Origin of the sequence: Chelativorans sp. AA-79 (assembly GCF_029457495.1) — a bacterium.
In the GTDB taxonomy this organism is placed as follows: Bacteria; Pseudomonadota; Alphaproteobacteria; order Rhizobiales; family Rhizobiaceae; genus Chelativorans.
In genome coordinates, this window is sequence record NZ_CP120361.1 from 3,274,600 (window position 1) to 3,294,879 (window position 20,280).

Sequence of the window (20,280 nt, forward strand, 5' to 3'; positions counted from 1 at the left end):
GTCACCAGCTTCTCCGAAGTCATCGACAAAAAAGCCGGGGCATGCCCCGGCTCTATAGTTCAAAGCCTGCCTACCAGGAGATCAGCCGACGATCTCGGTCTCCGAAAACCAGTAGCGGATCTCCTCGGCGGCCGTTTCCGGCGCGTCGGAGCCGTGTACGGAGTTTTCGCCAATGGACAGGGCGTAGAGCTTGCGGATGGTGCCCTCGTCGGCATTGGCGGGATTGGTGGCGCCCATGATCTCGCGGTTCCTGGCAATGGCGTTCTCGCCCTCGAGCACCTGGATCACCGTGGGCCCGGAGGACATGAACTCGCACAGCTCGTCGAAGAAGGGCCGCTCCTTGTGGACGGCATAGAAGCCTTCGGCCTGCCGGCGGCTCATCCAGACGCGCTTGGAGGCGACGACCTTCAGGCCCGCATCCTCGAACATCTTGGTGATGGCGCCGGTGAGGTTGCGCTTGGTCGCGTCCGGCTTGATCATGGAAAAGGTGCGTTCGATCGCCATTTCATGTCCTTCGTTTCAGGGGAATTCCGAGATGGCGGGTCTATAGCGGCGGTTGGCTTCCCTGTGAAGAGCGTTCAGGCCGCGGCCGGCACGCTGCGCCCCAGTCCCTCGTGGAGGTCGAGGAGCCTGCCGAACCAATCCGCCACCGGATCATCCTCCGCCAGGAAGGGAAAGGGCGAAGACACGCGCGCCCATTGCAGTGCGCCGGCGACGATGTAATCCGGGAAGAGCGGACCCTCCCCGCCGATGAAGGGCTGATGCCAGAAGAGCGTGCGCAGCGGCTCCAGCGAGGCGCGAAAGGCCTGAAGCCTCTCTTCGCGATCGGCCGGCACCGCCTCCAGCGGCCTGCCGAAGCGCTGCTCGCGGCTCTGCCGGAAATAGGCCTGGTCTTGCGGATCGAGCAGGCCGTGAATGTCCAAAAGCGCCGCCTGGCCGATGAAGCTGTGCAAAGTGAGCTGCGACCAGCGCTCCACGAACCGCGCCATCGCCTTGCCCCCGTCCCCGCCGAACAGGCTCGGGCGGTCCGGATAGGCCTCGTCCAGGTACAGCGCGATCGCAAAGGAATCGCGCACCAGCCGCTCGCCGTCTCGGATCAGCGGAACGGACTTGCTCGCCCCGCCCTCGACCGCGGGCACCTCTCTGAAGCGCGTGGGCACACGCTCGAAGGCCAGCCCCTTGTGGGCCAGCGCGAAGGCGACCTTCCAGCAATGGGGGCTGAACGGACGAGCCTCGTCCCGACCGACGAGATCATAAAGCAGAATGGTCATGTGCTTTCCCATCATTCCCTATACCGCCGGCATCCTGCAGAAGCTATGCGGTCAATTCGATGCGATAGCGGAAAGCTTCAGCTCCGCCATACATGTCCGGCTTGAGAAACCGCTCCACGAACTGCCCGCCACATGCCGTGACGACACGCTGCGAAGGGATGTTATTGGCGTCGGTGGTTATTTCGATGAAAGCAAGCCCGCGCGCCTTGATGTCCGGAAGAAGCATCTGCAAAGCCTGGCGCGCATATCCTCGCCCCCTTTTCCAGGGAACGACCGCATAGCCGACATGGCCGGGGACATGCGGCGGCAGTTCCGAGGCTCCCTCCTGCCAACGGAAGCCGATGGAGCCGCAGAATGCTCCGTCCCACATCCACCGGTGATATCCGGGCAGGCGCGGAACCTGCGATCCGTCGGGCAGCTTCACGGGATTGCCCTTCGCTTCCACATCGTCCAGAGTCTCGACAAACGCCGCCGCGTCGCGCCTGATCTTCTCGAGTTGCTCCCTTGCAACGCCGCCTCCCCGAATATTGGCGGGTGACCGGCCGCTCTCCAATGCGGCGACGCAACCCGGCAGGTGTTCGATCCTCGGCTCGACCAGTTGCACGGCGTTATACCCCGTTGGGCTCTCGCGAAGCGTCACGCTTGCACCTATCCCATCGGGAAACGCCATTCCAATCGATTTTGCGACACGAAAAGATATATGGAATTCATGAGTGCGGGCGAAAGAGTTACGATAACCATCAAGGGTCCGAAAACGAGCGGGAGCGGAAGCATGAAGCAGCATTTCGAGATGATGGCGGCGTATAACCGCTGGGCGAACGGGCGCCTTTACGAAGCGGCGGCCGAACTGACGCCCGAGGAATTCACGCGCGACGTGGGCGCCTTCTTCAAATCGATGATGGGGACGCTCAACCATATCCTCGTCGCCGACCGCATCTGGATGAAACGCTTCACCGGCGAGGGCGATGCGCCGGCGCGGCTCGATACCATCCTGCATTCCGGGCTGCCGGCGCTGCGGCTCGCCCGCGAGGCCGAGGACCGGCGCATCCTCGAATGGACAGGCGGACTGGACGAAGCCGCCCTCGACGGCCGCTTCACCTATATGACCGTGGTCGATCCAAAAGTCGTGTCGCAGCGGCTTGCTCCCGCGCTTTCCCACTTCTTCAACCACCACGCGCACCACCGCGGGCAGGCCCACGGAATCCTGTCGCTGCTGGGCAAGAATCCTCCTTCGCTCGACCTCGCCTATTTCCACAGGACGGCCGAGGGACGGGACTACGCATAGAGGCTATCGGAGACCTGGCCTAAAGTCTTTACAAATGATGAAACGCAAGGGAAACAATTAGCAAGAACGCGAAAATTAAAAATTTAAACTAATCTCATCCATTATTAAGTAACTTACATACTATTACAGAACCTTCTTCGTGCACTGGTTGCATGTCTTGGCTATGCTCTTCACACCTGATCACGGCAACAATCTCAGGAGTGAAACATGCTCAGGTTCAAGACGGGACTTCTTACGACAATCGCGAGCGGCGCGCTGGCGCTCAGCCTCGCAACGCCTGCGTCCGCCCTTGATCTCGGCGGCGGAGGACTCGGTGGCGGGAGCCTTGGCGGCAGCGATGGCGGGTTCGGTATCGATCTCGGTATCGCCAGCGTCAGCCTCGGCGGCAACAGCAATGGGGGCCTCGATACCAATGTCGGCGTCAATCTCGGCGGCATCCAGGCCAGCAGCAACAACACGATCGGCGGCGGATCGCTGTTCGGCGAGGGTGGCGTGCTCAGCGGCGGCGGGGGCTCCCTGCTCGATTCCGACACCGACCTCTCCATCGGCGGGGCCAACGGTGTCAATGCCGGCGTCGACGCCACCGTCGGCGGTTCCAGCCTCGCCGACGCCAAGGCGAATGTGAGCGCAGGCGGCGCCAACGGCGTCAACAGCAACCTCAGCGCCAATGTCGGAGGCTCGAGCGGACTTCTCGACACCGATGCCAATGTGAGCATTGGTGGTAGCAACGGCATCAATGCCAGCGTCGGCGCCAATGTCGGTGGCTCCAGCCTGATCGACGCCGATGTCGACATCAGCCTCGGCGGCGGCGGCGCTGGTGGCGGTGGCGGCGGTGGCGGCGGCGGCGGCGGTGGCGCTGGTGGTGGCGGCGGCGGCGGCGGTGGCGGCGGCGCTGGTGGTGGCGGCGGCATCGCCGGCGGCGGCGGTGGCGCTGGCAATGGCGCCATCCGCAGCCTCGTGGCCGGCATGTCCGACGAGGAACTCCGGCGCAACAAGAAGCTCTGCCGCGGCATCCTGTCCAGCCCGGCAAGCTACGAGAGCAACCTCGTGGAGCTCTGCCGTCTGCTGCAGATGGCAAGCCGCTAAAGAAACCTATCGTTCAGGAACGGCCCGCGTCCGCGCGGGCCGTTTTGCGTCGGCGGCCGTAAAATGAGCCGCGCAGGCTTGCAACCGTGCGCCGCCTCGGCCAAAACCTCGCGGCCATGCTTACGATCACCGATCTTTCTCTTCGCGTTGCCGGTCGTCTCCTCATCGAGCACGCCTCCCTCACGCTGCCAGCCGGCACTAAGGCCGGCCTTGTCGGCCGCAACGGCACCGGCAAGACGACGCTTTTCCGCGCCGTCACGGGGGAGCTTTCGCCGGAAACGGGCTCCATCAGCCTGCCCAAGGGCACGCGCATCGGCCAGGTGGCGCAGGAGGCGCCGGGCACGGAAGAGCCCCTGATCGACATCGTGCTCAAGGCCGATACCGAGCGGGACCGCCTGATGCGCGAAGCCGAGACGGCGAAGGACCCGCACCGAATCGCCGAGATCCAGACGAGGCTTGCCGATATCGACGCCCATTCGGCGGAAGCGCGCGCGGCCGCGATCCTCGCCGGCCTCGGCTTCGACGTGGAGGCACAGAAACGGCCTGCCTCATCCTTCTCCGGCGGTTGGCGCATGCGCGTGGCCCTTGCGGCCGTGCTCTTCGCCGAGCCCGATCTCCTGCTCCTCGACGAGCCGACCAACTATCTCGACCTCGAAGGGACCTTGTGGCTCGAAGGCTATCTGGCGCGCTATCCCCACACCGTGCTCCTCATCAGCCACGACCGCGACCTGCTCAACCGCGCGGTCAACAACATCGTGCACCTGGAACAGAAAAAGCTCACCTTCTGGCGCGGCGGCTACGACCAGTTCGCCCGGCAATATGCCGAAAAGGCGGAACTGCAGGAGAAGATGCGCGCCAAGCAGGAGGCGCAGAAGAAGCATATGGAGGCTTTCGTCGAGCGCTTCCGCTACAAGGCATCCAAGGCAAGGCAGGCGCAGTCGCGGCTGAAGGCCATTGCGCGGCTGCAGCCGATCGCCGCCGCGGTCAACGAGAACGTGATGCCCTTCCGCTTTCCGAACCCCGTGAAGGCGGTCGCCTCCCCCATCGTCGCCATCGAGGGCGGGGCGGTGGGCTACGAGCCGGGCAGGCCGGTGCTGAGAAACCTCACATTGCGCATCGACAATGACGACCGGATCGCGCTTCTGGGATCGAACGGCAACGGCAAGTCCACCTTCGCGAAGCTGATCGCGGGCAGGCTGAAGCTCGAGGCGGGGGCCGTGACGCTCGCGCCGGGCCTGAAGGTCTCGATCTTCGCCCAGCACCAGCTCGACGACCTCAGGCCGGACGAGAACGCGCATCAGCATGTCCGCAGGCTGATGCCGGATGCGCCGGAGGCCAGGGTGCGCGCGCGGGTGGCCCAGTTCGGGCTATCCACTGAGAAGATGGACACGCCGGCGAAGGAACTTTCCGGCGGCGAGAAGGCGCGCCTCCTGATGGGCCTCGCCTCCTTCGACGCACCGCATCTCTTCATCCTCGACGAGCCGACGAACCACCTCGATATCGACAGCCGCGAGGCCCTCATCGACGCGCTCAACAGCTATGAGGGCGCGGTGATCCTCATCAGCCACGACCGGCACCTGATCGAGTCCTGCGCCGACCGGCTGTGGCTCGTCGACAAGGGCACGGTGCGGCCCTATGACGGCGACATGGAGGATTACCGCGCGCGCACCACCGGGGGCGCGAGCCGCAACCGGGAGAAGCGCGAGGCCGACAAGGCGTCCAAGGCCGACCGGCGGCGCGAGGCCGCCAAGCGCCGTGCGGCTTTCGAGCCGCTCGCCAAGGAGATCAAGGCGACGGAAGGCCTGATCGAGCGCATGCGAAAGCGGCTCGAATCCATCGAGTCGCAGATGGCCGACCCGGGGCTCTACGAGCGTGACCCGGGAAAGGTCGCAACGCTTGCCAAGGAGCGCGGGGAACTCGTCCAGACCATCGCGCGGCAGGAAGAGAAGTGGCTGGAGCTTTCGGCGGAGTACGAGGAGGGAGTGGCGGAGTAGTTGGGGCGGTGGCTGAAGATGCAGCCGGCCGCCACTCGGAACCGAGTTCTCCTCCTGTGTGTTCTTGATTGCCGGTAATGCGTCGATGTTCAGGCATGGATCCTCGTGCCAAGCCCGAGGATCCATCCCTGAACGTTTCCACCGGCAAGGCGAGCAAGCAAAGGGCAACGAAATACTCCCCTACTCCCCTACCCTCACGCCTTCTTCTGCCAGCGCCGGTCGGGCCCCTGCTGCCAATAGGTGACGTCGTGGCCGGCTGCTTTCATGACCTTCCATTGCGCACGGGCGGCTTCCAGCTGGCCGGCATCATGCCCGTCGAACAGGAAGACGGCGCGCTGGTAGCCTTCGAGCGCTCCCGGCTCCGCACTGTCCACCAGGAAGCGGATCGTCGCGGCGTTGGGATTGGCGGCGGTGGTGGTGAGGATCACCGGCTGCTCGGCCGCATGGGGCTCGCGATCCGTCCCGTGCGGCACGAAACTGTCGTCGCGGAAGGTCCAAAGCCGTGAATCGAGCGCGTCGCGACGCTCCTCGCTCGCCGTCTGGATGCCGACGCGCCAGCCTCGCTCGAGGCTCTTTTCCACAAGCGGAGGCAACGCCTCTTCCAGCGTCGACTCGGTCATGTGGTAGAAAAGGACGTCCACCCCTACCCCTCTATCTCTCGTAGTGATCGGCCACGAGGCGGTCGAGCAGGCGCACGCCGAATCCGGAAGCCCAGGACTGGTTGATCTCTGAGGACGGCGAGCCCATCGCCGTGCCCGCCACGTCGAGATGCGCCCAGGGCGTGTCGTCCACGAACCGCTTGAGGAATTGCGCGGCCGTGATGGAGCCGGCGCTGCGCCCGCCCGTGTTCTTCATGTCGGCATTCTTGGTGTCGATCAGCTTGTCATATTCGCTGCCGAGCGGCATGCGCCAGACCTTCTCGCCCGTGGCGAGACCCGCCGCCGTGAGATGCTCCGACAGCGCGTCGTCATTGGAGAAGAGGCCGGCATGGCTGTTGCCGAGTGCGATGATGATCGCGCCGGTCAGGGTCGCGAGGTTCACCATGAACTGCGGTTTGTACTCCTCCTTGCAGTACCAGAGCGCATCGGCCAGCACGAGCCGCCCCTCCGCATCCGTGTTGATGATCTCGATCGTCTGGCCGGACATCGAGGTGACGATGTCGCCGGGGCGTTGGGCATTGCCGTCCGGCATGTTCTCGACGAGTCCGATGATGCCGACTGCGTTCGTTTTGGCCTTCCGGGCGGCGAGCGCGTGCATGACGCCCACCACGGCGGCCGCACCCGCCATGTCGCCCTTCATGTCCTCCATGCTCGCCGCGGGCTTGATGGAAATGCCGCCGGTGTCGAAGACCACGCCCTTGCCGACGAAGGCCACCGGCTTCTGCTTCTGCTTGCCGCCGTTCCACTGCGTCACCACGAGCCGCGGCGGCCGGACGGAGCCCTGCGCCACGCCGAGCAAAGCGCCCATGCCGAGCTTCTTCATCTCCTTCTCGGTGAGGATCTCCACCTTGACCCCGAGTCCCTCCAATTCCTTCGCCTTGGCGGCGAATTCCACCGGGCCCAGCACATTGGCGGGCTCGTTGACGAGGTCGCGGGCGAGATACACGCCGTCCGCCACGGCAGAGGCTTCCGCGAAGGCCTTTCTGGCGGCGCCGGGATCGGCGCACTGGATGGTGAAGGTCACATCCTTCCGGTTCTTCGGCTGCTTGACACCGTTCTCCTCCTTGCGCGTCTTGTATTTGTCGAAGACATAGGCGCGCAGCAGGATGCCGAGGCCGATATTGGCGATGTCACGGGCGGAGGGCTCGAGACCGGCCGCATCCGCGATCACCGTCACCTCGGTCGCGTTCCTGGCGGCAGCGGCGGCCGCGCCGCCGATCTGCAGCCAAGCCTGCTCGTTGAGCGCAGCGGGCTTGCCCATGCCGATGGCCGCGAGGCGGTCATAGTCGGTGCCATGGGGCGCGAGCGCCTCGACGGTGCCGGCAAGCTTGCCCTTGAACTCGGCCGCGGCGAAGACCTTCGGCAGAACGCCGGCCGGATCCGCCGCGGCGGCGGCCTGGCCAAGATCGCCTCCTTCCGGCGCGAGCACGATGACGCTGCCTTTCTTCGGCGCGGCAAACTTGGCGAAGGCGACGGTCGGTTTATCGGTCATTGGATGTCCTGTGCGTGAAGAAAAGGAGGGTGGCGCGATCTTGGCGGATTTGAGCGGTTTGACAAGGGGTGGAACGAAGAACCAAACCCGTTTAGAGAAGACGGGAATTTCAGCGTCGCGGCTAAGCTTTCGTTAACCGTGTTCCTTTCCGCTTCCTTAGGCCTGTCGGCGACAGATTGGCGCGGGGACGATTGCCTGCTGCGTCTTCCGCGGCGGAAGGGTCGTGTTGTACCACTCCGCACGGGGAGATTCCCGCGTGCCTCAAAACACGTGCCGTGCCCTAGTTGGGCCATCAACACGGGGAACAAAGTCGGCCGATGAAGGTGATCGAGCGTTATATCCTGCGCCGCACGGTGGCGATTTCCGCCGCTGCGCTCGTGTGGCTGCTCGTCATCGTGTGGACGACGCAGGTGCTCAACCGGCTGGACCTCGTGACCTCCAGCGGCCAGTCGGCGGCCACCTTCTTCATGGTGGCCCTCCTGGCACTGCCAGCGGTCGTGCCCGTCATCCTGCCTTTCGTCATCGGGATCGCGGTCGCCCATACGCTTGCGACGATGAACGCCGATTCGGAGCTGGCGGTGATCAGCGCCGCCGGCAGCCCGCGCGCCACGATCATCCGGCCGCTACTCCTCATCGCCATCGCGGCGAGCATCGCCGGCTTCGCCATCAACAACACGCTGGAGCCCTATTCGCGCCAGAGCATGCGCGTGATCCTGGCCAACGCCAACGCGGACCTGATCACCACGGTGCTGCGGGAAGGGTCCTTCCAGAAGGTGGATGACGGGCTGTTCGTGCAGATTTCCGAACGGCTGCCCAACGGCGAACTCGGCGGCATCTTCGTGGCGGACACGCGCGATGAGAACATGAAGCTCGTCTACCACGCAGAACGCGGCACCACCGTGGAGCGGGAGAACGGCAGCATTCTCGTGCTGCTCGACGGCGAGGTGCAGCGGGAAGCGGCCAACGGTGACGTCTCGGTGATCCGTTTCGATTCCTATGCCTTCGACCTCTCGCAATTTTCGAGCGGCGACGGCGTACCGACGCTCTACCCGAAAGACCGGTATCTGCCCGAGCTCCTAGATCCCGACCCCAGCGACAGCTTTTACGCGAACAATCCGCAGAGCTTCCGGGCGGAGCTGCATATGCGCTTCTCGGAATGGCTCTACTCGATCGTCTTCGCGCTGATCGCCATCGCTGTTGCCGGTGACGCGCGTTCCTTCCGCGAAACGCGCCTTCACCCCATGGTCACCACCATGACCATCGGCTTGCTGGTGCGGTGGGCCGGCTTCTATGCCGGCAACGAGGCCGAGACGACGCCGTTCTTCAGCTTCGTCCTCTACGCGGTCCCGCTCGGCGCGATCGCGATCTGCAGCTGGTTCATCGCCACGCACCGGGTCATGGAACTGCCCACAAGCTGGACGGAAAAGCTCGTTGCCCGCTTCCAGAGCATTGGAACCTCGATCGGCCGCCTGCGCCCGGCGGCAAGAGGGCGCGCATGATCGGCCCGACCCTCGGACGCTATTTCTTTCGCCGCTACGCCGCGATCACGGCGTGGAACTTCATCGGCGTCGCTGCCCTCGTCTATGTGGTGACCTTCACCGAGATCACCGGGCGGGCCGGCGACCTGGAAGGCTTTTCGGCGAGTTGGGCGCTCGGGCTTGCCGCCCTCCAGCTGCCCATCATCATGCAGCAGGCCGTACCATTCATCGGGCTGGTCGCGGCGATGGCGACCCTCATCAGCCTCAACCGCAAATATGAGCTGGTGATCGCGCGGGCGGCGGGCATCTCTGCGTGGCAGTTCCTGACCCCGATCGCCCTCGGCGCCTTCGTCTTCGGCCTGCTGACGGTGCTGGTGCTGAACCCGATCGCCGCCAAGTCGTTCTCGAGCGCGCAGGAGCTGGAGGCGACCGTGCGCGGCGCACGCACCTCCTCCAACGCGGAGAGCGAAAGGTGGCTCAAGCAGCGAACCGATCAGGGTGAGACGGTGATCGGCGCCGATGCGGCGCTTGCGGGCGGCACCGAGCTCGTGCGGCCTGTCTTCTTCATCATCCGCGACGGCCGAATCACCGAGAGGCTCGACGCCGCCGCCGCCTTCCTGCGCGAGGGCCACTGGGAACTTGTCGACGTGGTGCGGCGACGCGGCAGCAGCGCGCCGGAGCGACTCGAATCAGCCGAGGTGACGACGAATCTCAGGCCGGAATTCGTCGGCCAGGAGCTCACTGACCCGGAGGCGGTCTCCATCTTCGCCCTCCCCCGCATGATCGACACGGCTCACTCTTTCGGCCTGCGCGCCAACGCCTTTTCCATGCAGCTTCATTCCCTGATCACACTGCCGCCGCTTCTCATTGCCATGACGCTCATCGCCGCGACGGTTTCCATGAGATTTACGCGAATGGGCCAGTCAGCCACTGTGATTCTCGGTGGCGTCCTCGCCGGCTTTCTGCTTTATGTGATTTCGGTTTTGGTGAGGGCGTTTGGCGACGCCGGTTTCGTGCCGCCTCCGGTTGCGGCGTGGACTCCGGTCATGGTGGCAATGTTTTTTGGGGTTACTTTCCTTTTGTTCAGGGAGGACGGCTAGTGGGGGTTGCGGTGCTTAGAGGCCGCGCAGCCGCCCGCTTGGCGCGTCTGCGGATGACAACCGGTGTCGCGATCATCGCCATCGTGGCGGTCGCTTCTGTCGCAGCGGCCCAGGTGGCCGGCATCGACGAGAGCGATCTGCCACAGGACGCGCAGATGCTGCTTGCCGCCGACACCCTGGTCTACGACAACGACAGGAACACCATCACCGCCGTCGGCGGCGTGCAGATCGAATATGGCGGCTATCGGGTGGTGGCGCAGCGCGTCACCTACGACCGGACCACCTCCCGGGTGATCGGCAGCGGCAATGTCGAGATCATCGATCAGGACGGCAATCGCTATCATGCCGACGAGATCGACCTCACGGACGATCTCGGCGAAGGCTTTATCCGCGCGCTCAGGGTCGAGACGATCGAAAAGACCTATTTCGGCGCCGAGAGCGCGGAGCGCGAGGGCGGGCGCATCACCACCTTCAACAAGGGCGTCTACACGGCCTGCGAGCCCTGCGAGGAGAACCCGAACCGCCCGCCCCTCTGGCAGATCAAGGCGCAGAAGATCATCTGGAACGGCGAGCGGAAGACCGTGCGCTTCCAGAACGCGCGCTTCGAGATGTTCGGCCTGCCGATTGCCTATCTGCCCTTCTTCGAGGTGGCCGACCCGACGGTGGAGCGCAAGTCCGGCTTCCTGATGCCCAGCGTGCTCGGCGGAAGCGAGCGCGGCTATGGCCTCAAGGTGCCCTATTATTTCGCCCTGTCTCCCACGTTCGATCTCACCGTCTCGGTGACGGGCTACACCAAACAGGGTTTCCTGGGCGAAGCCGAGTGGCGCCAGCAGTTCAACAACGGCCAGTACAATCTCCGGATCGCAGGCATCCGCCAGCGGAATCCGGAAGAATGGGCCACCACCGAGGTCGATGGCAACGAGACCGACCGCGGCATGGTGGCCTCCAAGGGCGATTTCCAGATCAACCCGCGCTGGTCGACCGGCTGGAACATCATGGTCCAGTCGGACAAGAACTTCTCCCGCAGCTACGATATCGAAGGCTATTCGGAAGCGGTGCACCGGTCGGAAGTCTATCTCACCGGTCTCGACGACCGGAACTATTTCGACCTGAGGGGTTACCGTTTCCAGGTGCAGGAGAGCGCGGTGACAGGTGGACGCAACGACGCGCAGCCGCTAGTCCTGCCCAATCTCGATTATTCGTACACGCCCGACAGGTCGGTCGCCGGCGGCGAACTCACCATCGACGTGAACGCGCAGTCGCTCTATCGCGACGAGGGCATGTACGGAACCAAGCTGCAGGGACTGGAAGGGAACTCGGGCCGCTTCACCACGGAGGCCGAGTGGCGGCGCTCCTTCGTTACGAGCGCCGGGCTCGTGGTCACGCCCATCCTGCATGCGCGCGGTGATTCCATCTTCACGGACTACTCGCAGAACGCCGTCGGCCAGATCCAGAGCTTCACGATCAACGGCATGACGACCGAGAGCGAGGTCCGGTCGGCCTATTACCGCTCGATGGCGACGGCGGGCATCGAAGCGCGGTGGCCCATCCTGTTCTCGGCGGCCGGCTCCGCGCATATCATCGAGCCCATGGCCCAGCTCTTCGCGCGGCCCGACGAGCCCTATCACGACAGGCTCGGCATCCCGAACGAGGATGCGCAGTCGCTCGTGTTCGACGCCACCACGCTCTTCGAACGCGACAAGTTCTCGGGCTATGACCGCATCGAAGGCGGCACGCGCGCCAATCTGGGTATCCGCTACTCGGGCAGTTTCGCAAATGGCTGGACTGCGCACGGCCTCTTTGGCCAATCTTATCAGCTTGCGGGCGACAATCCTTACGATTCGCCGGATCTGGTGAATGTCGGCGCCTATTCCGGGCTTGAGACGGACGTATCAGACTATGTCGGACTGGTCGGGGTCTCGCTGCCGAACGGTCTTGCCTTCTCGACGGGCGTGCGGCTGGACGAGGAGACCTTCGATCTCAAGCGTGCCGATGTGCGGGCGGGCGGTGCGGTGGGGCCGGTGACCGCCAATCTGCAGTATGCCTTCATCGAATCCCAGCCGCTCTACGGGTTCGACGAGGACCGGCAGGAGGTTAGCGGGCATGCCTCGATCCGCTTCCACCAGAACTGGCGCGGCTTCGCGTCGGGAACCTTCGACATCGAAAGCAGGACGCTCGTGAAGAACTCCTTCGGCTTTGCCTATGACGACGAGTGCTTCACCTATCTGATGTCCTTCTCGCAAGAGCGCGACGGGGTCACCGGAGAGCGGGAGAACAGCTTCGGCTTCACCATCTCGCTGCGCACGCTCGGAGATTTCGGAAGTTCTTCGGCCGGTCTGTCATCTTTCACCGCACAGTAGCGCGGCAGAAGACGTCACAGTTTCGCCTATCAAAAAAGTGATGCTATTATCACTGTTGGTTTCTTTTCGTGTGAAATGATGAAGGAAAGGGAGATTATGTCGGTGCGGAGCATATGCCGGTCGACGGCCATGATGGCGCTGGCGGCGATGCTGGTGCTGGGGGTGGGCGCTGCGACCATTCTCCCCTCCGAGGCGACGGAGATCCGTTATGTCGTCAATGACCGTCCCATCACGAGCTACGACGTCGAACGGCGCGCAGCGCTTCTCAGGCTCATGCAGCGCAAGGGCAATATCAGCGAACTGGCCGCGGAGGAGATGATCGACCAGACGCTGCGCCAGCAGGAGATGGCGCGCGTGGGCGTGAACATCACGCAGGCGATGGTCGACCAGTCCTATGCGAATTTCGCCTCGTCGAACAAGATGACCACCGCGCAGCTCGACCAGATACTGGGACAGGCAGGGGTCACCAAGGACCATTTCAAGGAGTTCATCCGCACCCAGATCGGCTGGGGCCGCGTGATGCAGGGCCGTTCGCGCGCCGGCACCTCCCTTTCCGAGCAGGACGTGGTGCAGAAGATGCTGCAGCAGGGCGGGGAGAAGCCAACGGCGACCGAATATATGCTGCAGCAGGTCATTTTTGTCGTGCCGGCCGCCCAGCGCGGGCAGATCATGGCGCGACGCAAGCGCGAGGCGCAGGCCATGCGTGACCGCTTCAACGGCTGCGCCAACACGGTGGAATTCGCCAAGGGGCTGATCGACGTCACCGTGCGAGACATGGGCCGCGTGCTTGCGCCCGAGCTGCCGCCGGAGTGGAAGGAGCAGATTTCCAACACCCGTCCCGGCGGCGCCACGCCCATTCGCGAGACGGAACGCGGCGTCGAGTTCATCGGCATCTGCAGCGCGCGCGAGGTCTCCGACGACCACGTGGCCAAGATGGTGTTCCAGAACCAGGAAGAGGGCGATGAATCCTTCGAGCAGATGTCGAAGGAGTACACTACCCAGCTGCGCGAAAGGGCTCGTATCGTCCGCCGCTGAGAGAAGACCGGGTCGCAATCATGGCGCTCGCCGCGCGAACGGATTCCGCACCTGCCCTGGCGCTGACGGTCGGCGATCCCTCGGGAATCGGGCCCGAAATCCTGCTTCTCGCCTGGCAAGGGAGGAAGGCTGCGGCGCTTCCTCCCTTCTACGTGCTGGGCGACCCTGCGCTTCTTGCCGCGCGCGCCCGGCGGCTCGGTCTCGATATTCCCATCGCCGAGATCGCACCAGAAGAGGCGGGGAGCCGCTTTTCCGAGGCCCTGCCGATAGTGCCTATCGAGAACCGGCTTGTGGATACGCCCGGCCTCCCATCCGCGGTGAATGCGGCAGGCGTCATCGAAGCGATCCGGCGCGCTGTCGAGGACACGCTTTCAGGGCATACGGCGGCCGTCGTCACCTGCCCGATCGCCAAGAAACCGCTTTACGACGCCGGGTTCGGCTTTCCCGGGCATACGGAGTTCCTGGGTCATCTGGCAGAGGAGGTCGCGGGCGCATCAGCCACGCCCGTCATGATGCTGGCGGGGCCGGAGCTGCGCACCGTGCCCGTCACCGTGCACCAGGCGCTCGCCGGGGTGCCAAAAAGCCTCACCGCCGGGTTGATCGAGAAGACGGGGGAGATCGTCGCCCGCGACCTGAAGGAGCGTTTCGGCATTCCCTCCCCGCGCCTTGCCGTCGCCGGTCTCAATCCGCATGCGGGCGAAGGCGGCTCGATGGGCAGCGAGGATGCGGACGTCATCGCGCCAGCGATCGAGGCGCTGCGGAAGAAGGGCATCGACGCGTTCGGTCCCCTCCCCGCCGACACCATGTTCCACGCAGCAGCCCGCAGCAAGTATGATGTGGCGCTGTGCATGTATCACGACCAGGCGCTGATCCCGGTCAAGACCATAGGCTTCGACGATACGGTGAACGTCACGCTCGGGCTTCCCTTCATCCGCACCTCGCCTGATCACGGCACGGCCTTCGACATCGCCGGCCAGGGAATTGCCCGGCCGGACAGCCTGATCGCGGCGCTCAAGCTCGCCCGTATCCTCGCCGACAACAGCGCGAAGCGCAGCGCATGAGCATGGACGGGCTGCCGCCGCTGCGCGAGGTGATCGAGCGGCACGGACTTTTCGCCAAAAAGGCGCTGGGCCAGAATTTCCTCCTCGACCTCAACCTGACCCGACGCATCGCGCGCGCGGCGGGGCGGCTGGAGAATGCCACCGTGCTGGAGGTAGGGCCCGGGCCGGGCGGGCTCACGCGCGCGCTGCTCATGGAAGGCGCCAAGCGCGTGGTGGCCATCGAGCGAGACGACCGTTGCATCGCAGCGCTCGAGGAAATCGCCGCACATTATCCCGGCCGCCTGGAAATCGTCGCGGGCGACGCCATGAAGACGGACTTCGCCGCGCTGGCCGAGGGGGTGGGCGAGGTGAAGATCGTCGCCAACCTGCCCTACAACATCGGCACGGAACTGCTCATCCGCTGGCTTACGCCACAGATATGGCCTCCTTTCTACGAATCCATGACGCTGATGTTCCAGCGCGAGGTGGCGGAGCGCGTCGTGGCGATGCCGGGAAGCAGCCATTACGGCCGGCTGGGCGTGCTCTCCGGCTGGCGCACGCAAGCCAGCATCGCCTTCGACGTGCCGCCACAGGCCTTCACGCCGCCGCCCAAGGTCACCTCCTCCGTGGTCCGGATCCTGCCGCGACCCGAGCCGCTCCCGGCCGATATCGGCAAGCTCGCACGAACCACCGAGGCTGCCTTCGGCCAGCGCCGCAAGATGCTGCGCCAGAGCCTGAAATCGCTCGGCGGCGAACGTCTCCTGGAAAAAGTCGGCATCGACGGCACGCGACGCGCCGAGACGCTTTCAGTGGAGGAATTCGTCCGCCTGGCCCGGGCGATATGAGCGCAGCAAACCGCAGGATACTATTCCGGCCGCTCCGTCAGAAGCCCCTTCACGAATTCCTCCAACCCCGGCCGGCGCTCGCGCCGCAGGCGCTCGGCGACGACGATGGAGCGGACCGAGTTGAAGGCGCGGGTGAGATCGTCGTTCACGACGACATAGTCGTAGTCGCGCCACTGCTCGATCTCGCGATGGGCATTTTTCAGCCGCCGCTCGATGATGTCGGATGTGTCTTCGGCGCGCCGCGTCAGCCGCGCCAGCAGTTCCTTCATGGTCGGCGGCAGGATGAAGACGGAAACGATGTCGGCCGGCATCTTTTCGCGGAGCTGTGCCGCGCCCTGCCAGTCGATGTCGAACAGCATGTCGCGTCCTCCCGCGATCGCCTCCTCGACCGGCTTGCGCGGCGTGCCGTAGCAGTTGCCGTGGACTTCCGCCCATTCGAGAAGATCGCCGCCGTCGCGCAGCATCTCGAACTCGTGCATGGTCTTGAAGTGATAGTGCACGCCCTCGATTTCGCTGGCACGGCGCGGACGGGTCGTCACGCTCACCGACAGCTCGAACCCGCCATCATTCTCGAGCAGGCTGCGTGCGATGGTGGACTTGCCCGCCCCCGAAGGCGAGGACAGCACCAGCATCACGCCCCGGCGGCGGATGGCGGCGGATGGCGAGGCGGGCTCCATTCCTACTCCAGATTCTGCACCTGCTCCCGAAACTGGTCGACCACCACGTTGAGCTCGAGGCCGATCGCCGTCACGGAAGAGGCATTGGATTTCGAACACAGCGTATTCGATTCCCGGTTAAATTCCTGTGCAAGGAAATCGAGCTTGCGCCCCACCGGCCCGTCACCCTCGATCAGGGTGCGCGCGGCGGCGACGTGCGTCTTCAGGCGGTCGATCTCCTCGCGTATATCGGCCTTTGTGGCGAGGAAAGCCGCCTCCTGGTGCAGGCGCGCCTCATCCAGCGCGGGGGCGGCATCCATCAGGAGCTTCACCTGCTCCTGAAGGCGCAGGCGGATCGTGGCGGGGTCCCGGGACGGATCTGTCTCGGCCCTTTCCGTCAACGCCTCGATCGCTGCAATCCGATCCATGAGAACGGGCCGAAGCGACGCCCCCTCCTCTCGGCGGGCGGCAAGGAGATCATCGAGCGCATGGTCTAGTGCGGCAAGCGCGAGTGCATCCAGCCGCTCGCCCGTCTCGTCGTCGTCGCCGGCGTCCGGCAGGTCCATCACTCCGCGCAGCGCCAGCAGGCCATCGGCCCGCGCCGGGGCTGTCCCGTGCTCCTCCTGCAACTTGCGGGAAAGCCGGGCAAGCTCGTCCAAAAGGTCCTCGTCCACGACAGGGCGCCGCAGTGCCGCGCCGCGGGATACGGACAGGCCGGCCTGGATGTTGCCGCGCGAGAAGCGTTTCGCGATGCGCTGCTTGGCCGGCTGCTCCAGCCGTTCAAGGCCGGGCGGCAGGCGCACCCGCGCTTCCAGCCCGCGGCCATTGACGGATTTGAGTTCCCAGCTCACCGCCGCCACGTCGTCCTCGAGGGAAGCACGGGCAAAGCCCGTCATGCTCTGTATCGTCATCCCGCCCGCCTCTGATTCCTTCCGCGAAGGAGCACGTCAGTTTGCGCTCTCCTCGCCATCCTCCGGGCTCTCCGCCGCACCGGAGGCCGGCTCTGCCGCGGCAGCGGCCGCCTCCCTTTCCCGCTCGATCTTGCGCCAGCGCGCCACGTTCTCATTGTGCTCGTCGAGCGAGGTCGCGAACACATGGCCTCCATTGCCGTCGGCGACGAAATAGAGCTCGTCCGTGCGCGACGGATTGGCCACCGCCTCCAGTGCGGCCCGGCCCGGATTGGCGATCGGCGTGGGCGGCAGTCCGTCCACCAGATAGGTGTTATAGGGCGTCTTCTTGTCGAGATCCGATCGGTAGATCGGGCGGCCGGATGGCTTGCCCTCGCCGCCGAAGAGGCCGTAGATCACCGTCGGGTCGGACTGCAGCCGCATGCCGCGCTTCAGCCGGTTGAGGAAGACGGCGGCCACCCGCGAGCGCTCGTCGGCGCGGCCGGTCTCCTTCTCCACGATGGAGGCGAGCGTCACGAACTCGTTGATGTCATCGAGCGGAAGATCCTCCGCCCGGCGCTCCCAGATGCCTTTCACCAGCTCTTCCTGATCCGCTTGCAGCCGCTCCACGACCTCCGTGCGGGAAAGCCCGCGCGTGAAGCGAAGCGTGTCGGCGGCAAGGCTGCCCTCGGGTGGAAGCTCCTCGGGGAGTTCGCCCGACAGTTCCTCCGTCCCGGCGATCCTGTCGAAGACCTGCGCCACCGTGAGCCCCTCGGGGATGGTCAGGGAATAGAGAACGGACTTGCCGCTCTCCAGAAGCTCCATGATCTCGCGCATGGAGGCGCCGGCCTTGATCTCATATTCGCCCGCCTTCAGCCTGCTGTCGGCGCCGTGCACGCGAAGGCCGAGAAGGAACACGCGGGCATCGCTGATGAGCCCCTCGCTTTCCAGCGTCCGCGCAATCTCGCGCACGCCCGTATTGGGCTTGATCATCACCGTTTCGGTGGTGGTGGACGGACCTGGCCCGTCGAAGGTGCGCTTGCCGACATAGAAGGCGATGCCGGCCACCACCAGCACGAAGACGATCGAGGAGATGACGAAGTTCAGGAAGACGACGAACTGGTTTCGAGAGTGGCGCGAGCGCTTCGGCGGCGGGGGCGTGCCTGCCTCCGGACGCAGCGTCTCGCGCGCCGACCTGAGCACGAAGGTTCTTGAAGGCTGATCTTTCCGGTCAGTCACCTCGAGCGAATCCCCATCATTATGCAACGCGTTTTTGTGGCGGAATCATCTACACGATTTGACGCACAATAGCGTCAATTTTCCGGCATCCGGTACAAAGGTCCCGCCGAACCGATCATGTGCTGCATCCCGGCCGCCTCCCCCGCTCACACCGGGAATCCGCCGCCGGAGCCAGCCGGCCCGAGATCAGGCGTCGTAACGCCGGAACACCAGGGACGCGTTCGTGCCGCCGAAGCCGAAGGAGTTGGAAAGCGCCACGTCGATCCGCCGCTCCCGCGGCTTGTTGGGCACGAGATCGATCGCCGTCTCGGCTTCCGGATTGTCGAGATTGATCGTGGGCGGCGCCACATTGTCGCGGATCGCGAGGATTGAGAAGATGGCCTCCGCCGCGCCGGCAGCACCCAGGAGATGGCCGATCGAGGACTTGGTGGAGGACATCGAGACCTTGCCGGACGCATCGCCGACAAGGCGCTCCACCGCCTTCAGTTCGATCGTGTCGGCCATGGTGGAGGTGCCGTGTGCATTGATATAGTCGATATCGGCGGGCGTGATCCCCGCGCGCTTCACCGCCGCCGACATGCAGCGGAACGCCCCGTCGCCGTCCTCGGCCGGCGCGGTGATGTGGTAGGCGTCGCCCGAGAGGCCGTAGCCCACCACCTCGCCATAAATCCTGGCGCCACGCGCCTTGGCATGCTCCAGCTCTTCCAGGACCAGCACACCCGCGCCCTCGCCCATGACGAACCCGTCACGATCGCGGTCATAGGGTCGTGAGGCCTTCTCCGGCGTGTCGTTGAAACTCGTGGAGAGCGCCTTGCATGCCGAGAAACCGGCGATCGAAAGCCGTGTGACGGGCGATTCCGCGCCGCCGGCAAGCATCACGTCCGCATCGCCCAGCATGATCAGCCGCGAGGCGTCGCCTATGGCATGCGCGCCGGTCGAGCAGGCGGTGACCACCGCGTGATTCGGGCCCTTGAGCCCGTGACGGATCGACACCTGCCCTGAGACCAGGTTGATGATGTTGCCGGGGATGAAGAAGGGGCTGATACGACGAGGCCCGCGATCACGCAGGATGAGCGCATTCTCGGCGATCCCGTCGATGCCACCGATGCCGGAGCCGATGAGAACGCCGGTCGCGCAGCGCTCCTCCTCGGTCTTCGGCTCCCAACCCGAATCGGCCAGAGCGAGGTCGGCGGCGGCGATCCCGTAGGTGATGAAATCACTCACCTTGCGCAGTTCGCGCGGCTCCAGGAACGCCTCCGGGTCGAATGCACCCTCGCCCTCGCGCGGTATGATATTTGCAATCTTGCAGGGCAGGTCATCGACCTCGAAGGTGTCGATGCGCCTGGCCCCGCTCTTGCCGGCAAGAAGCTTCTTCCATGCCTGCTCCGCGCCAAGGCCGAGCGGCGAGAGAAGCCCCATACCAGTGACGACGACGCGTCTCATTCCTGATTTGCCCCGCATTCCTGGTCGTGCGTGAAGACGCCGCTCAGGCGGTGGCCTTTTCGATGTATTTCACGGCGTCGCCGACCGTCAGGATGGTCTCGGCCGCATCGTCGGGAATTTCAACGCCGAATTCTTCCTCAAAAGCCATGACCAGCTCAACGGTGTCGAGGCTGTCGGCGCCCAGATCGTCGATGAAGCTGGCCTGTTCGGTCACCTTGTCGGCGTCCACGCCGAGATGCTCGACAACGATTTTCTTGACGCGCTCTGCAGTATCACTCATGTGGGAACCCTCGACTTCATGAATTTCCGGTCTTCGTTAGCGGCAGGTTTGACGCTAATCAAGCTGAAAAGATGGCCGGGTCAGCGGCTTCCCAAGCTTCATTGCGTCCGCTTCCCGCCGGAACGGGCGC

19 protein-coding genes are annotated in these 20,280 nt (G+C 64.8%); 9 read left to right on the top strand and 10 right to left on the bottom strand.

Annotated elements, in window-relative coordinates; genetic code table 11:
• Positions 1-81 precede the first annotated feature (81 nt).
• The 3 genes from ndk to PVE73_RS16030 form a co-directional block, all read right to left on the bottom strand.
• Positions 82-504, bottom strand: a complete 423-nt coding sequence (ndk, locus tag PVE73_RS16020; RefSeq protein ID WP_277363200.1) for a nucleoside-diphosphate kinase — start codon at positions 502-504, stop codon at positions 82-84.
• Positions 505-578: 74 nt separating this feature from the next.
• On the bottom strand, positions 579-1,271 hold the full coding sequence (locus PVE73_RS16025; protein ID WP_277363201.1) for a glutathione S-transferase family protein: 693 nt from the start codon (positions 1,269-1,271) through the stop codon (positions 579-581).
• A 43-nt stretch (positions 1,272-1,314) separates the two neighbouring features.
• Positions 1,315-1,911 (bottom strand): GNAT family N-acetyltransferase, encoded by a 597-nt coding sequence (locus tag PVE73_RS16030; protein WP_277363202.1) that lies wholly within the window; start codon positions 1,909-1,911, stop codon positions 1,315-1,317.
• Positions 1,912-2,043: 132 nt separating this feature from the next.
• On the opposite strand from PVE73_RS16030, the gene PVE73_RS16035 reads away from it, so the two are divergent.
• The 3 genes from PVE73_RS16035 (at position 2,044) to PVE73_RS16045 (ending at position 5,636) form a co-directional block, all read left to right on the top strand.
• On the top strand, positions 2,044-2,556 hold the full coding sequence (locus tag PVE73_RS16035) for a DinB family protein (RefSeq protein WP_277363203.1): 513 nt from the start codon (positions 2,044-2,046) through the stop codon (positions 2,554-2,556).
• 207 nt (positions 2,557-2,763) lie between these two features.
• Entirely contained in the window at positions 2,764-3,642 is an 879-nt protein-coding gene (locus PVE73_RS16040; RefSeq protein ID WP_277363204.1) for a hypothetical protein, read from the top strand.
• A gap of 116 nt (positions 3,643-3,758) precedes the next feature.
• Positions 3,759-5,636 (top strand): ABC-F family ATP-binding cassette domain-containing protein, encoded by a 1,878-nt coding sequence (locus PVE73_RS16045; protein ID WP_277367478.1) that lies wholly within the window; start codon positions 3,759-3,761, stop codon positions 5,634-5,636.
• Positions 5,637-5,830: 194 nt separating this feature from the next.
• Here the strand turns inward: PVE73_RS16045 and PVE73_RS16050 are convergent, their stop codons facing one another.
• Both PVE73_RS16050 and PVE73_RS16055 read right to left on the bottom strand, forming a co-directional pair.
• A complete protein-coding gene (locus tag PVE73_RS16050; RefSeq protein WP_277367479.1) occupies positions 5,831-6,256 on the bottom strand; it encodes a DNA polymerase III subunit chi in 426 nt (141 codons plus the stop codon).
• Between the two features lie 31 nt (positions 6,257-6,287).
• Positions 6,288-7,787 (bottom strand): leucyl aminopeptidase, encoded by a 1,500-nt coding sequence (locus PVE73_RS16055; protein ID WP_277363205.1) that lies wholly within the window; start codon positions 7,785-7,787, stop codon positions 6,288-6,290.
• Between the two features lie 317 nt (positions 7,788-8,104).
• On the opposite strand from PVE73_RS16055, the gene lptF reads away from it, so the two are divergent.
• From lptF to rsmA, 6 genes are all read left to right on the top strand, one after another.
• Positions 8,105-9,286 carry an LPS export ABC transporter permease LptF gene (gene lptF / locus PVE73_RS16060; protein ID WP_277363206.1) on the top strand — a complete coding sequence of 394 codons (1,182 nt, stop codon included), beginning with the start codon at positions 8,105-8,107 and terminating at the stop codon, positions 9,284-9,286.
• The gene (gene lptG / locus PVE73_RS16065) at positions 9,283-10,365 is read left to right on the top strand and encodes an LPS export ABC transporter permease LptG (protein ID WP_277363207.1); all 1,083 of its coding nucleotides are present in this window, start codon (positions 9,283-9,285) and stop codon (positions 10,363-10,365) included. The genes lptF and lptG overlap by 4 nt, the downstream gene beginning before the upstream one ends.
• Before the next feature lie 53 nt (positions 10,366-10,418).
• Entirely contained in the window at positions 10,419-12,725 is a 2,307-nt protein-coding gene (locus tag PVE73_RS16070) for an LPS-assembly protein LptD (protein ID WP_277363208.1), read from the top strand.
• Positions 12,726-12,821: 96 nt separating this feature from the next.
• Positions 12,822-13,760: a peptidylprolyl isomerase gene (locus PVE73_RS16075; RefSeq protein ID WP_277363209.1), complete on the top strand. Its 939-nt coding sequence runs from the start codon at positions 12,822-12,824 to the stop codon at positions 13,758-13,760.
• 20 nt (positions 13,761-13,780) lie between these two features.
• Entirely contained in the window at positions 13,781-14,821 is a 1,041-nt protein-coding gene (gene pdxA / locus PVE73_RS16080) for a 4-hydroxythreonine-4-phosphate dehydrogenase PdxA (protein WP_277363210.1), read from the top strand.
• Positions 14,818-15,645, top strand: a complete 828-nt coding sequence (rsmA, locus tag PVE73_RS16085; RefSeq protein ID WP_277363211.1) for a 16S rRNA (adenine(1518)-N(6)/adenine(1519)-N(6))-dimethyltransferase RsmA — start codon at positions 14,818-14,820, stop codon at positions 15,643-15,645. Before pdxA ends, rsmA begins: the two co-directional genes overlap by 4 nt.
• 20 nt (positions 15,646-15,665) lie before the next feature.
• On the opposite strand, the gene gmk is transcribed toward rsmA, so the two are convergent.
• The 5 genes from gmk to PVE73_RS16110 form a co-directional block, all read right to left on the bottom strand.
• Positions 15,666-16,322 carry a guanylate kinase gene (gene gmk / locus PVE73_RS16090; protein WP_277363212.1) on the bottom strand — a complete coding sequence of 219 codons (657 nt, stop codon included), beginning with the start codon at positions 16,320-16,322 and terminating at the stop codon, positions 15,666-15,668.
• A gap of 2 nt (positions 16,323-16,324) precedes the next feature.
• Positions 16,325-17,212, bottom strand: a complete 888-nt coding sequence (locus tag PVE73_RS16095) for a YicC/YloC family endoribonuclease (RefSeq protein WP_277363213.1) — start codon at positions 17,210-17,212, stop codon at positions 16,325-16,327.
• 36 nt (positions 17,213-17,248) lie between these two features.
• Positions 17,249-18,427 (bottom strand): endolytic transglycosylase MltG, encoded by a 1,179-nt coding sequence (gene mltG, locus PVE73_RS16100; RefSeq protein ID WP_277363214.1) that lies wholly within the window; start codon positions 18,425-18,427, stop codon positions 17,249-17,251.
• 186 nt (positions 18,428-18,613) lie between these two features.
• Positions 18,614-19,870: a beta-ketoacyl-ACP synthase II gene (fabF, locus tag PVE73_RS16105; protein WP_277363215.1), complete on the bottom strand. Its 1,257-nt coding sequence runs from the start codon at positions 19,868-19,870 to the stop codon at positions 18,614-18,616.
• A gap of 43 nt (positions 19,871-19,913) precedes the next feature.
• Positions 19,914-20,150 carry an acyl carrier protein gene (locus PVE73_RS16110; protein ID WP_011581104.1) on the bottom strand — a complete coding sequence of 79 codons (237 nt, stop codon included), beginning with the start codon at positions 20,148-20,150 and terminating at the stop codon, positions 19,914-19,916.
• Positions 20,151-20,280: the final 130 nt, after the last annotated feature.